The following is a 13,731-nucleotide window of genomic DNA, read 5'->3' as shown; positions in this document are numbered from 1 at the left end:
AGGAAAAAAGAAGGAATGTTAAACAAAGTGACTCGGGCTCTTCATCTCAAATTCATGCTAATAGTGTACAATCTCAAGTAGATTCGAAACACCTAACCAGGAAGCTTGAGGAAGAGAAGTTAAATCACCAAAAAGAAGATGAAACATTAGAAGAACATAGAAAAAATAGTAAGGATCGTAATAGTGAAACTCATACAGTGTCAAGTGAGCCAATTGGTAAGGAGTCAAAAAGTACTCAATCTACTCACTCAGATGATCAAGCGACAAGCGAGCTAAAAGAAGTATTGAAAAGGTTAGATAAAGGATTGAAAAAGCCAGCACAACAAGTCATTGAAAAACATATTCCTAAAGATTCATTCTTAGAGAACGTTTTAGAAAAAATAAAAGAAGAGAAACCAATATACAAATGGCTAAAGAATAAAATTGAAGGTAAAGAAAGTAATCAAAATCTTGATGCTCTAGAGGAAAATTTATCTAAGAAAAGTAGCCAAGGTAATATCGGAAAGAAAAGGGAGAATAATAGTAACAGACTTATATCTCCAGTTAGTATTGAGGGAAATATAGATGTTGAACAAAATAGTGGCACTCAATTACAAAAAAGTTCTCGTAGAAGTGGCGAGGAACCTGAGGAGGAGTTGAATTATCAAAAAATAAGTGAAGCATTAGAAAATTGGAAGGAAAAAAGAAGGAATGTTAAACAAAGTGACTCGGGCTCTTCATCTCAAATTCATGCTAATAGTGTACAATCTCAAGTAGATTCGAAACAGTTAAAGAAGGCTGATTTCTCCAATAAACCGCTACAAAGTGAGGGTACATCAGAACTTAAAGCAAGACTTAATCAGGATAATCGCGGATTAAAGAAAGTCGATTTTACTAACAAGCCACCACAAAATAAAGATGAATCAGAGTTACAAAAGAAATTCAGCCAAGAGCAACATGGATTAAAACCAGCAAATCAGAAAGGAATGAGCAAACAAACTAGAGAACTTTTATTAAAAGATGGACTGTTGAAAGACAATTCAACAGATGTAAAAAAAGTGGCAGAACGAGAAGACACTGATACTAAGTCGACTATAGATAAAAAGCTTAATCTACATAAATTGCTAAAAAAAGATGAAGTGCAACTAAAAATTGGAATAATAGAAAAAGAAAGAGAAGATACTTTAGTAGAACACACTAATAGTCATGATAGCAATAGAACCGCGCTAGGTAATAAAAACAGAAGATTACTTTGGACTAAATATATTGCTGAGCAACAAGAAAAAAACACTAAAGGTGCTTCAAGATAAATCAAGGTTAAAATAATTACTTAGCAAACAATAGGTTTCATGTAATGGTAACCCTATAACAGAAGAGTAAGAGCCACGTAAGAACAATACAAACACTCCAGCAAGGCCTTGTATGTTGCACCCCCCTGCCTTATTTTTCCACTCTTCTGATGCCAAATAATACTTAATTTCTTGTTCACTGAGACGTTTAAACTTTACTATTGTAACTACACTTCTAATATGTTGTTTGGATCGATCGGGAGTTAATAGACACACACTGGTGTATACTCTATGTCTTCTTCCTGATAACAAACGAATGCATTTTTCTGCTTGCTCAACGTTTTCAGTTTTAAGCAATATCCTTCTACCACAAGCTACAACTGTATCAACACCAAGCACAAAATAATTTGGATTTGAACTTCGTATTTTCTCAGCCTTGTCTTTTGCCATACGGATTGAGTAATCCTTTGGAAGTTCTTTTTTCAAAGGGGTTTCGTCAATATCTGCTGGCAAAATTAAGCCTGGCTTAATATTTATTTGTTTTAGCAAAGCTATACGCCTTTCTGATGATGAAGCAAGAATAAGATTATTTAGAGATTGTTCTTTCACCTGTATCTTTAAGCCTTCTAATTATCCTACCCTTTCTCGCATTCCTATCGTAAATACTCATCTCTACTAATACCTTATCTCCAATAACAATGCGTATTTTACTCCTTCTCACTTTCCCCGATACATGGCAAACAATCTCATGCTCATTATCTAACTTCACTCTAAACTCCGCTGCAGGTAACAAAGTGGTTACTGTTCCTTCCACTTCAAAAAGTGTTTTCGACTTCTCGTCTTTTATCATTTGTTACTTATAATTAAATAATCTTTGTCAGTCTACCACAGATCCTAAAGAATATAAAAGACCTTTTGTACTACCCTTTGTTATTCCATTGCCACTTTCTTGTTTTCCAAATACTTAGGCACTGGTTCTTTGCTCCTTGTTACACGCTGTAAAAAAACTGTCAAGAATTTTTGTTTAGCTTGACTGCACCTTTTGCCTTATCTAACAATCCATTAATGAAACCAACTTTACTTGGCTTATCAAGCAAATCAGATGCAATATTAGTATATTCATTAATAACAACTGGAGCAGGTGTATCACAATTAGCTAATTCACATATTGCAACACGCAAAATAGATAAGCTTATGAGATTTAAACGTGAAAGAGACCAGCTTGGGTGTAAATAACGCTCTATTACTTTATCATATTTTTCACCGTTCTTTATAATTTCATATGACAATTTTTCTAAGAGCTGATAATCAAATCCTTTACATTCAAATATATCTACTAACTTATTTACGTAGTCCCTAAACTCACAGTTTTCTAACTCCAAAGTGCTTTTGTTGTAACCTATAAAAATATTTGAATAAGCAACTTGTACAGCAAGAAATCTCGCTGCGCCTCTTTTCATACGCCATTCCTTGTCTACAGATTCTCCCTCCATCAGCTTAATTTTTTGTATAAATCTACCATATGCAAAACAGCTGAGGCTGCGTGACCACCGATGTTCTTTTTGTTCTTATCAGCTCTTACCAAAGCTTTATCTTTGCTGTCAGCAGTAATTACACCCATACCAAGTGGCACCGCGTAACGCATAACAACTCTGCTCAAGCCTTCTATTATTCCCTTACAAACATATTGATAATGATCAGTTTCACCACAAATTACGCACCCAAGAGCTAAATAACCTTCATAATTAACATGTCCACTCTTGATTGCAAAAAGAATTGCAGCCGGTATTTCAAATCCACCAGGAACCTCAACTACGTCGTAATTAGTATTACTGCCTTTTAATTTATCAGTTGCACCTTCAAGCAAAAGGTTTGCTACTTCAGCATAGTAAATTGAATTAACTATCAGTATTTTCGACATTTATTCCCACTTTCTTTGTTAAAAAGAACTTTATCAATGATTGCTGAATTAAAGTTATGATGTTACTAAATATCCAATATACTACCAGGCCTGCAGGAAAAGAGGAAAAAATAAAGGTAGAAATATAAGGTAAAAATTTCATAACGTTCATTTGCACATCATCTTTATTGACCTGATCTTTCTCATTGATCTTTTGCTGAATTATCATGGTAATACCTAAAATTATAGGTAAAATGCCTACTGAAATAGGGAAATTGTAATTAAATAATCCAAATAATGTGAAAATGTTTGCTGGGTCGGGGGCCGAAAGATCCTTAATCCATAAACAAAAAGGAGCATGCCTCATCTCTATAGTAACAAATAATACTTTATATAGAGCAAAAAAAACTGGTATTTGTATTACCATAGGAAGAATGCTCGAAATTGGGTTTATGTTGTTTTTCTTGAACAATGCAATTGTCTCTTTATGCTGTTTTAAGCTATTGTTTTTATACAACTCTTTTATACGAGCCACTTCAGGCTGTAGACTCTTCATCTTAAACATTGAAACACATGACCTATTAGATAAAGGAAGCATAAAAAGTTTGATTACTAAAGTCAGCAACAATATTGCTAAGCCAAAGTTTTTTAAAACGAAGTTAAAGTACTCAAGCAGTAAAAACACTGGCTTAGTTATAAAGTAGAGAACACCAAAATCTACGGCTTTATCAAATAAAGGTATATTGAGAGTACTCTTATAATAATCCAGCAAATTCAACTTTTTTGCTCCAGCGAAAAAGTAATTCACATTAGAAATACTTGTACCAGGAAGTATGCTCTTGTAATGCTTAATAAAATCTACTTGGAATTTATCAACATTGTTAACGTTCGTGTGTTTAATGCTTACATTTATTTTATCAGATTTTTCAGGTATGATGGCTGTAAACCAGTATTTGTCAGCAAAACCAAACCAATTTTTTTCATTCGTGTTTGTTTTTATTAAATGTCTCTTGGCAATATCCTTATATGTCCACTCCTCTAGTTTGTTATCAAACGTACCCAGCACTCCCTCATGTGATATCCAATAAGATTCACTAATATTAGTGCGTTTACGGTTAATTTTACCATAAGGAACCAAAACTATATTATCTTTCGTGTTATTTTCAACAATTTGCTCAATTTTAAACATGTAATTATCGTCAAGGCTAATTTTCATTCTAAAGACAGTGCCATTTTTATTATCCCAAAACAAATTGACCGCTTTTTGACTAGTTAGTTCAGTTTCATCTGCTTGCCAGACTGATTTAGAATCTGGGACTCTAATTTTGTTACTTGGATCCAGCCACCCAAATTCTGCGAAATATACATCTTCTGACTCCGCAGGTGATAGCAACACCACTTGTGGAGAAGAAGAACTTGGTTCTAAGTGGTAATTATTTAAAATTAAGTCATCAAACCTTGCACCTTTTAAAGAAATAGACCCCTTAATCATATTATTGGCTAAATTAACTCTTTGTTCTCGAGTAAAGTTAATAATTTCGGAACGGTTTTGGTGTATTATAGAAGCAAGACCGTTAGAAGATTCTATGTGTTCAATATTTTCAATTGACGGGTGGTCTTGGCCCGCATTAAGAAAATTATCATAAATAACGCGCCAAGATACCATAATTAACACGGAAAGGATAGCTACCAAAATTAGATTTCTTGCTTCTGACATAAAACTTAAGCTAAATTTACCACCTTAAAGTTTATATTAAATATTGTACTAAAACAATAAAATTTACTTATTTTTAATAATGACTTTTAACGCTAGTATTTAAAATTTATTGTAATGGCTTCAAATTTTAACAATAAGTTCCTATTTATCATCCAAATAGTTGACACTTGAATCTACCTTTCTTCTTTCTAGATTCCAGCGTCACACGCTAGAATGAAATCAGTAGCGCGTTGTTAATTTTTTGCTTAAATAATGATCATGTAAGAGATCTGATATGAAAGTGGTAAAAAATTTAGTTATTTGGCTACTAATAATAATTATTACTGCAATGATTATCGATTCACAAATGGACAAACTAACAAACAGATTTCTCAGCACTTTTTTACCATATAAAGGAAGGATTCAGAATAATGGCAGTATCGAATTCACAAAATCATATGATGGACACTTTTATATTCAAGCTCAAGTCAATGGTCATAATATAACGTTTTTGCTTGACACCGGTGCAACCGACATTGTTCTATCACAAAAAGATGCACTATATGCTGGTATTAACCTACAAAATATTCAAAATTTTAAAATATATGAAACTGCAAAAGGCCAAATAAGAGCTGGGGTGATTCAAATACCTCAAGTCAAAATAGGAAATTTTTTAATCAATGACTTACAGGCCAGCGTTAACACCCATCCCATGTCCCATTCATTACTTGGAATGAGTTTTTTGAGATATTTTCATTTCACTATAAGTGATAATAAGCTGATATTATACCGAGAATCTGCTCATTAAAGCCTTGCAGGTCAATATAGGAGCAGAGATAAATATTGCAGAACAAGTGCCAATTAAAATACCAAAAAAGACAATCAAGCAGAAGTCTCTGACTGCACCTGCACAAGTTAATGTCAAAGGAATAACAGCAAGAAGAGTCGTACCTGAGGTTAAGACAGTGCGAAATAATGTAGTGTTAATACTTGCATCTACTACCTCACTCAACTGCCTATTTTTATCACTCTTTTGATACTCTCGAATTCGATCATATATAACTACTGAATTATTGATTGAATAACCAATTACAGTAAGGAGAGCTGCAGCTGATGAAATATTAAACTCAATGCCAGTCAAGCTAATAAAACCAATGGTTAAAATCACGTCATGAATCAGTGCTATTATTCCACCAAATCCACATTGCCAATTAAATCTAAACCAAACGTAAAAGAATATTCCAACAATAGCAATCAACATGGATAATATTCCTTCAAATATCTGTGTTGGGCCTATTTGAGGTCCCACATAGTCTACTTTACGGTAGTTTATTGAGCTACCCAGCTTTTCTTCTAGTATGCTTTTTATCTTTTTAATTTTATCTTCATCTCCCTCTTCTTTAAAACTCATGACTAAATTATCACCCGCTTTTGAACTCTGTACCGTAAGGCCATTTTCTTTCAATACATCAAGAACAGTACGATCTTCGCTTGAAGATTTTATTTCCATCAAAATTCCACCTGTAAAGTCTATGCCTAAATCCACTCCACGCAGCGTAACAATAAGCATTGAAAAAATGACAAGAATAATACTAATGAGTGCAGTTAACTTCCTATACTTACTAAACTTGATATTGAGGTTATCTGGAATAAGTCTAACTGCCATGCTCTTTACTTAAATTTGAATTTTATATACTTTTCAAAAGATTCACTAGTTTATTTTGTGATTTGATCATCGAGTCATGCAATTTCACCAATTGATAAACCAGTTATTTAGGAGATAACATTGATAGAGACACTTAACCAAAACAGATTCTATACAACTTCAACCTTAACTGCTTTTATAACTTCTTTTTTGCAGGCCTGTATGCTTTCACATAAAAACAGGCCAACAAATCCAATATATTCAATAATTCTTGATTATTAACCTTATTACATTCTTCCATTAAACTTAATACCCCTGCTTCACTATCCTACTTTTCACCTTTTTCAGGTCCAGGCGTAGAGCTATAATATCAACTGATAATTCCTTCGCTAAAGCATGCAAATTTTCGTGTGAAACATCATTTTCCACTGTCTCATACCTTTGTATTTGCTGTTGTGATACTCCAACTTTATTTGCTAAATCCTTTTGAGCATATCTTTACTTTACCCTCCAGTATTTTATCCTTTGTCCTATTTCGTAATATATAGGGTCTATACACTTTTTGTCATTGCTATCATTGGAGTCACCCATATCGCTCTTTTATATAAATAAACATACGCCTTATCATAAGGTTTTATAATAGTCTATTATTTTTTATAACTTTTTTTATATATTCATAAGATAGCTATCTATAGTAATAACTATATGAATTTTTGTTGTGAGCTCTTATAAGATGCCTCTTTTTTTCAATGAGATTTAATATAATCCTTCCAAGATACCGCGGCTAGCTACAACTCACAGCTAGACAACCTTTGTTCGGTTACTAGAAAAAGCAGTAAGAAGCGAACCCAAAGCGATGAGAAAGGATCCAAGCCAAATTATAGGCATTCCAGGCTTATAGTGCACTTTAGTCGCAATTTTACTCTTACTCTTATCAATTTCTCCAATTACAACATAGATATCAGAAAATAAATTGTGATAAATACTGCTTTCAACACTTTTCTGAGCTTCCACAAGGTAAAATCTATATTCAGGAGTTACTTCACCTAATACCTTGTTATTTAACAGATTCTTAATATCCATTGTACCTCTCACTGCATGGAAATTTTTCTCTTTTATCAATTCAATATTCCGCAAAGTGACTTTAAATTTATTGACCGTTATGCTATCTCCTATTTTTAAGCAACTTTCTTTTTTTTCCAGCCAACCAACTGAATAAGTTATACCAAACACTAGAATTGTCACTCCAGCATGAGCTAACATCATAGCATAGTAAGACTTGGGAACTCTTCCTGCTAATAAAATTGATTCACTCAGTGCTACCTTAAATAAACGAATTCTTTTACTATAAGCTTCTAAAACAAAGACTAATAACGCTATGGAGATGGTAATTGATAGCACAATCATTAGCTCCATGTGAAAGATAAACGGCAAAATAGCCACAGCACTGCAAAATGAGAATCTATATTCACGGAATATTGTTAATAGACTATTTCCCTGCCAACGGCAGTGTTGCCCTACCATGATGAGGACTAAAATAGCCAGTGCAATAGGGTTAAATAAGGAATTGTAGTATGGTGCTCCAACTGAAATGAGTTCACCAGTTAAGTATTCAAGCATTATAGGATATAAAGTGCCAACAAATACGATAAAAAAAGCAGTAATAAATAATAGATTGTTCATCAACATCATTGTAAAACGTGAGAAAACAGGGAAGTTTTGCTTTGGTGTGCCCTCCAGTGTTATTCCAACGTGTGACGCTGGGATGACAGGTAGTGGTGTAAGAGATCTATTCTTTTTTGCAAATGCGATAAATACTACAAAGCTACTAACTGTAATTACACCAAGTAGAGCCAATATATACAGTCCATACCTTGGATCATCTGCAAACGTATGCACCGAAGCGAGTATTCCAGAGCGGACTAAAAATGTTCCAGTTACGCTCAATATAAAAGTTGTAAGCGTGAGCAAAATGGCAAAGTTCCTTAAAACATTGAAATTTCGTACCACGAGTAACAAATGTGTCAGTGCTACCGCAATTAACCACGGCATCAAAGAAACATTTTCTACCGGATCCCAAAACCAAAATCCACCCCAACCAAGCTCGCGATATGCCCACCAGCTACCTAGGCTTATGCCTAATGTAAGCAACGACCAAGAAACAAGCACCCAAGGCCTGACAATTCTAGCCCAAATATTTCCTTCAGTGCTTGCAATCAATCCAGCTATAGAAAGCGAGAAAGGAACACTAAATCCAAGGTAACCCAAATATAATATTGGTGGGTGAATAGCAAGACCTATATCTTGCAATATTGGATTAAAACCAAGGCCATCCGTTTCAATGCTTGACATTTTAGTAAAAGGATTGGATTCAAGTAAAGTGAACAACAAAAAACAAAAGCAAATTAAGCCTTGGGTGATCAAGGATACTTTCTTCAATTCACTGTCGTTATCAATAAAAATACCCATCAGAAATAGGTAAAAGGTAAGCACTAAGGTCCAAAGTAACATAGACCCTTCTTTATTCCCCCAAACACCACAAATTTTATAGATCAAAGACTTTGTCGTGTGAGAGTGGTAATATACATTTTCGAGCAAGAAATTGTTCGTAATGTGGCAGTAAATCAAAATAACCATTGACGCTGATACACAGGAAAATACAGAAGTGGTGATAAACTGATAAGAATTGAGCGGTAGAAATAAATACACTAAAGATAATAAACAGGCCCCTAATAGCAATATATTCCCGAGTTCAGACATAAATCATAGTAATTCATATAAATAATATTACTAATAACGAGCTAGGAGTTAAAGTTTTAACATAGGAGCAAAATATATAAGTTTTCTTGCTATTGACGCTAGTTTGGTATCTCCATATTTCACTGCGTCAATCACGTTAATAGTAAGTAAAAATTAAATACTAAGTTTAATACTTTTATTATGCAGCATTAGTGTTGAGGTAACATCATGGGCACCATCAAAATCGGTAAATTTCTATTTAATAAAAATAATAGAGTAACAAAACAGTATGACTAATCAATAGTTAAAAAACATCTCTATACCATTTTAGGATTTAAAAGTAGAGAAGACTTTGAAAATAAGACAAGTAAGTTCGTTAACAAGGAAATGTGGCAATCATTCGTTGATTGTTTTGCAAAAGAAATAGATTATGCAGCAACTTAACAAGTTGTAAACGCGTTGTTTGTGACATTGTAAAAGTGATCGCGGTAATGCTTTCACCAAAACTAAGCATCTAATACTGAATGAAAAAAAGTAATAATAAAGAGAGAAAGAGCAATAAAAGAAGCTATTAGTGTTTTGAGAAAGGTTATCCCAGAAAAAGCCTTTAATGAACTCTCAGCGATAAAAAAATAAGCTGAAGATTTTTTTAAAAATGCAAAAGAAACCCAGAGGAAGATCAAAAGAAAAGAGCAGAGCTAAAAAAGAAATTCACTAATAATACACGATCAAAAATGGAAACAATTAGGAATTTTCGCAGGAGTAAAGAAGAACTTCTTTGTACATTTGAGTTAGCTGGCCCTCAACTTTTTGTTGAAATTCTGAAATATACAGAAACACTAGAGAAATTGTCTGAAGTAAAAAAAAAGAGCTAATTAAAGATTTTTTGTTAAATCATATTAGTTTATTCTATAAAAAGTACCCTAAATCACATGGTAAAGGAAAAGATACCATAGCAATATTACCAAGTAATGAGTTAAAGAATTTTTACGATAAAGGCGTAGAAGAAGGAGTGCTACAACCAATGGCATCTTATAAAGAATGCAAAAATTTGTATGACAAAATGAACTAGGCAAAAAATGAACCCAAGGGTACAATTGAAAGAAAAGAAAAGCAAAAGGATTTGAGGGAAATAGGTAAGTTAATAATCAGCGGTGATTAGCGACATAAAAAAATACAGGGCAGTAATCCTTAATTGTAAAAATTTTCAAAGCTCTTACTATACAAGAGAAAAAAGAACATCCGCTTAGAGGCAATGCATGTCAAAAAATGATCGATATATATCAAGAAAGAACCGCTGGATATCAGGAGAAAATTCGTCAAAACTTAATCCAAATAAGAGCAATATTCAAAAGCATGCCACAAGAAATGAGCAGTTCATGTGGTGTGGAATAATTCGAAGCATTAACTGGTAATATGTATGAGGCAAAGCAGGTTGACGGAAATTTTGGCTCAGCTTTATCGAACATACAGAACAAGTTAAATACTCAGCTGGAAAAAATGGAAAATCCTTCAACAGAGCTAGAAGAAGCTTCACATGTCAGTAGTAAAACTGAAATAACTCAGTTGTAAATGATGAGGTTGACTGTCATACCAGCACGTGACGTTGGGATCTAACGTCACTTTGTAATGGTGTCATGCAAGTAGCTGACATTGGAATTTAGAAAAAAGGACGGTGTCATCCCAGCACTCAGACACTGAAATCCAGGAATTTTATTAAGTTGGTGAGTATAAAAGTAGTTGTTTTATGTTAAAATACAACGTTTTTGATGATTATGGAAAGACTGGATGCCAGTTTCAGCTACTTGCATGACACATCTCTCAGATCTTTAAACTGCAACTAACCTAAGCAATAAATATTTAAGAAATTTACCAAGCAAAAAAAAGGCAAAAGAAGCCATGTAGTGCGAGTTTTGACCCTCTAATACTTTAAATTAGCGCTGTAATAATGTGCTGACGCTTAATTTAAGCGCAACTTGGCTGAATGTAGAAAAAATTTAAAAGACATGAAATCGCAATAATTTGATGTAACCTGCCAAAAAATACTTCCAGTTTTTTACTGAATTTTGTCATTGAGCCTATAGGCTAAAAACACCCTTAATGCCATGATAATGAAGTTATTAAAATCTGTCAAGTAGTTCTTCAGCTCTGCCTTCTAAGGCTTTTATTAGTGACAACCACTGTGCCTGCGATCTTGTCGTGCCAAGTTTGACAGCGTTTGTTGAAATTTGACCATAAGAAGCCTAGAAATAACGGTGCAACTGACAATATGAAAGAAAAAAATCTCTTTGTTGCTTGTCTTAAGGTCATCTTTTCAAAAGTTTGTGCATCCACAATTCTGAGCCCAAGTAGCAGTTTTCCTGGTGTAGCGGAAAATTTCATCCACATATATACCACATAGCTAAAGAGCATAATGAATTGGGCAATTTGATTTAGGATCAGTAATCTAATGAGTCTACTTTGCGTCGTCTTTTCTTCTATGGAAAGCGGCACTTGCATTTGATATTTTGCAGTAATTCGACTTAATATTCTGCCGTCCTCTGAATGCATAAAGAGCTGATTTAAGATTTGGTTACAAAACTGCAAGAATAAAACGATAATAATTAAATCAAACAAAACTGATATATAGCGCCTAAGTCCCGTTACATAACATATTCCATTTTTATCCTTTTTCACCTTTTGAATGATATTGATAGAAGAAAAAATAGAAAATAAACGATCAAAAAATTTGTGTAACATATATGCACTTTCTAATATTTAACGTGCCCCTGGCCGGACTTGAACCAGCATGCTTTTGCAAGCAACAGATTTTGAGTCTGCCGTGTCTACCATTCCACCACAGGGGCCTTAAGTTTCAATGCTATAGACAACACAGGATTAGTCAAATTTTTTTGCCTTTACATCTTTCAAATGAGACTAAATATTCTACAATAATCTACAGTTACTCTAAAAACTTAAAATGAATGAATTAGCTAGTCTCATCGATTCAAGAAGTGTAGACAAGGAAATATGCAAACTACCACATAACTTAGAAGCTGAACAAATGCTCATTGGTGCAATAATTCGTGATAATAGAATTTGTGATGCAGTTGAGGACATAATCACAGCAGATAATTTCTATGATCCTCTGCATCAAAGCATTTTCACGCAGATATATAAAACCAGAAAACACGGCATAGTTGCCAATGAATTAAGTCTCAAAATGTTTTTTGAGAACGACCAAGCATTTACTGAATGCGGTGGAGTTGAATATCTTGCAAAGCTCGCAGCGAAGGCAAGTATCGCACTTGATATCTATAGTTTGACTAGAATAATCCGTGATACTTACTTAAGAAGGTGCTTAATCAAACTCGGGCAGGAGATAGTTGATGATAGTTATAACTATGATATCGAAAACCCTGCACAGTTACAAATCGAACAAGCAATGACTAAGTTGTTCAACTTAGCAGTAAAAAAGCAAGATGAAAAGACATACATAAAGCTCGCAAGTTCAGTTAAAGACGTAGTTGAAAAGATCAGCAAGCTGAAAAATAATCCAGAAGCGCTAGGTATTACAACCGGACTTCAAGATCTAAATCAGCTTCTTGGTGGTCTGCAAAAATCTGATCTATTAATTCTAGCTGCAAGGCCTTCTATGGGTAAAACAGCATTGGCACTAAATATCGCACTCAATGCTTGTAAGATCTTGCAGAAAAGAGCAGATAAACAATACTATGTAGCGTTTTTTTCACTTGAAATGTCAGCAGAACAATTAACTGCAAGATTGATGACTATAGATTCAGGAATTAGTTATTATAAGGCATTAACTGGAAGAATCAGTGATTTTGAATTGCATGAATTTATTAATGCTAGTGCAGAATTATCCGAATTACCTTTTATCATAGACGATACCCCTGCGCTGTCAATTAGCGCACTTCGCACCAGAATACGTTTGTTGTATCAGCTATATAATGTAGAAGTGGTATTTATTGATTATCTACAGTTGATCAGAGGGACAACAAAGAGAAGTAACGAAAATAGAGTGCAAGAAATTTCGGAAGTAACACAAGGCTTAAAAGCAATTGCAAAGGAACTGAACATTCCAGTTGTTGCACTATCTCAGCTTTCTCGTTCTGTTGAACAGAGAGACGACAAAAAACCGCAACTTGCCGATTTACGTGATTCAGGAAGCATAGAGCAGGATGCAGATATAGTAATGTTCCTCTATAGAGAGGAATATTATGAACTGAGAAAGCAGCCAAGTGAAGGAAGTAATAAACATCGAGAATGGCAAGAGAAAATGGAGAAAATTAGAAACATTGCAGAGCTAATTGTTGCAAAACAAAGAAACGGGCCAATTGGCAGTGTGAAGTTATATTTTGACTCCAACAGAGGTGCATTTAAAGATTATACAGATAGGCATAGTGTGTAGCAACTTTTGCTAATATCTATTTTCATTTTGACTTTCTAATTTTTTATAAAATTGACTTAACTTTTTATTTGT

General features: G+C 33.9%; 13 protein-coding genes, 1 tRNA gene and 2 pseudogenes. 6 read left to right on the top strand and 10 right to left on the bottom strand.

The genetic code is table 11. The features are described 5' to 3' along the window. Nucleotides 1–1,289, top strand: a pseudogene (locus tag QUS22_RS04625) (hypothetical protein); the annotation flags it as partial. Here the strand turns inward: QUS22_RS04625 and QUS22_RS04620 are convergent. From QUS22_RS04620 to yidC, 5 genes are all read right to left on the bottom strand, one after another. Next, on the bottom strand, nt 1,281–1,877 hold the full coding sequence (locus tag QUS22_RS04620) for a Maf family nucleotide pyrophosphatase (RefSeq protein WP_289513815.1): 597 nt from the start codon (nt 1,875–1,877) through the stop codon (nt 1,281–1,283). The pseudogene QUS22_RS04625 and the gene QUS22_RS04620 overlap by 9 nt on opposite strands. Continuing rightward, the gene (gene infA, locus QUS22_RS04615; RefSeq protein ID WP_289513814.1) at nt 1,855–2,118 is read right to left on the bottom strand and encodes a translation initiation factor IF-1; all 264 of its coding nucleotides are present in this window, start codon (nt 2,116–2,118) and stop codon (nt 1,855–1,857) included. Before infA ends, QUS22_RS04620 begins: the two co-directional genes overlap by 23 nt. Before the next feature lie 160 nt (nt 2,119–2,278). Next, the gene (gene nusB / locus QUS22_RS04610) at nt 2,279–2,761 is read right to left on the bottom strand and encodes a transcription antitermination factor NusB (RefSeq protein ID WP_289513813.1); all 483 of its coding nucleotides are present in this window, start codon (nt 2,759–2,761) and stop codon (nt 2,279–2,281) included. Further along, a complete protein-coding gene (locus QUS22_RS04605; protein WP_289513812.1) occupies nt 2,761–3,189 on the bottom strand; it encodes a 6,7-dimethyl-8-ribityllumazine synthase in 429 nt (142 codons plus the stop codon). Before QUS22_RS04605 ends, nusB begins: the two co-directional genes overlap by 1 nt. After that, nucleotides 3,167–4,885, bottom strand: coding sequence for a membrane protein insertase YidC (gene yidC / locus QUS22_RS04600; RefSeq protein ID WP_289513811.1), 1,719 nt, complete (start codon nt 4,883–4,885; stop codon nt 3,167–3,169). Before yidC ends, QUS22_RS04605 begins: the two co-directional genes overlap by 23 nt. Nucleotides 4,886–5,159: 274 nt before the next feature. On the opposite strand from yidC, the gene QUS22_RS04595 reads away from it, so the two are divergent. Next, entirely contained in the window at nt 5,160–5,672 is a 513-nt protein-coding gene (locus QUS22_RS04595; RefSeq protein WP_289513810.1) for a TIGR02281 family clan AA aspartic protease, read from the top strand. Here QUS22_RS04595 and secF read toward each other — a convergent pair. The 3 genes and pseudogenes from secF to QUS22_RS04580 all read right to left on the bottom strand — a co-directional run bounded on the left by secF (nt 5,649) and on the right by QUS22_RS04580 (nt 9,269). Next, nucleotides 5,649–6,530 carry a protein translocase subunit SecF gene (gene secF, locus QUS22_RS04590; RefSeq protein WP_289513809.1) on the bottom strand — a complete coding sequence of 294 codons (882 nt, stop codon included), beginning with the start codon at nt 6,528–6,530 and terminating at the stop codon, nt 5,649–5,651. The two genes, QUS22_RS04595 and secF, sit on opposite strands and share 24 nt — an antisense overlap. Nucleotides 6,531–6,815: 285 nt before the next feature. Beyond that, nucleotides 6,816–6,986: pseudogene (locus QUS22_RS04585) on the bottom strand (helix-turn-helix domain-containing protein); the annotation flags it as partial. A gap of 324 nt (nt 6,987–7,310) precedes the next feature. After that, complete coding sequence (locus tag QUS22_RS04580) at nt 7,311–9,269, bottom strand: heme lyase CcmF/NrfE family subunit (protein WP_289513808.1); 1,959 nt, start codon at nt 9,267–9,269, stop codon at nt 7,311–7,313. A gap of 865 nt (nt 9,270–10,134) precedes the next feature. Between QUS22_RS04580 and QUS22_RS04575 the strand changes: the two genes are divergently transcribed. From QUS22_RS04575 to QUS22_RS04565, 3 genes are all read left to right on the top strand, one after another. After that, nucleotides 10,135–10,320, top strand: coding sequence for a hypothetical protein (locus QUS22_RS04575; RefSeq protein WP_289513807.1), 186 nt, complete (start codon nt 10,135–10,137; stop codon nt 10,318–10,320). Between the two features lie 197 nt (nt 10,321–10,517). Continuing rightward, the gene (locus tag QUS22_RS04570; RefSeq protein WP_289513806.1) at nt 10,518–10,643 is read left to right on the top strand and encodes a hypothetical protein; all 126 of its coding nucleotides are present in this window, start codon (nt 10,518–10,520) and stop codon (nt 10,641–10,643) included. A gap of 21 nt (nt 10,644–10,664) precedes the next feature. Next, nucleotides 10,665–10,820, top strand: a complete 156-nt coding sequence (locus QUS22_RS04565) for a hypothetical protein (RefSeq protein ID WP_289513805.1) — start codon at nt 10,665–10,667, stop codon at nt 10,818–10,820. Nucleotides 10,821–11,390: 570 nt separating this feature from the next. Here the strand turns inward: QUS22_RS04565 and QUS22_RS04560 are convergent. After that, complete coding sequence (locus QUS22_RS04560; RefSeq protein ID WP_289513804.1) at nt 11,391–11,987, bottom strand: RDD family protein; 597 nt, start codon at nt 11,985–11,987, stop codon at nt 11,391–11,393. A 24-nt stretch (nt 11,988–12,011) separates the two neighbouring features. After that, nucleotides 12,012–12,094 (bottom strand) — tRNA-Leu (locus QUS22_RS04555). Between the two features lie 113 nt (nt 12,095–12,207). Here QUS22_RS04555 and QUS22_RS04550 point away from each other — a divergent pair. Beyond that, nucleotides 12,208–13,659, top strand: a complete 1,452-nt coding sequence (locus tag QUS22_RS04550; RefSeq protein ID WP_289513803.1) for a replicative DNA helicase — start codon at nt 12,208–12,210, stop codon at nt 13,657–13,659. The last annotated feature ends 72 nt before the right edge of the window (nt 13,660–13,731 follow it).

It is taken from the genome of Wolbachia pipientis, assembly GCF_030373985.1.
Taxonomy (GTDB): domain Bacteria; phylum Pseudomonadota; class Alphaproteobacteria; order Rickettsiales; family Anaplasmataceae; genus Wolbachia; species Wolbachia pipientis_D.
This window is presented reverse-complemented; position numbering and strand designations above follow the sequence as displayed.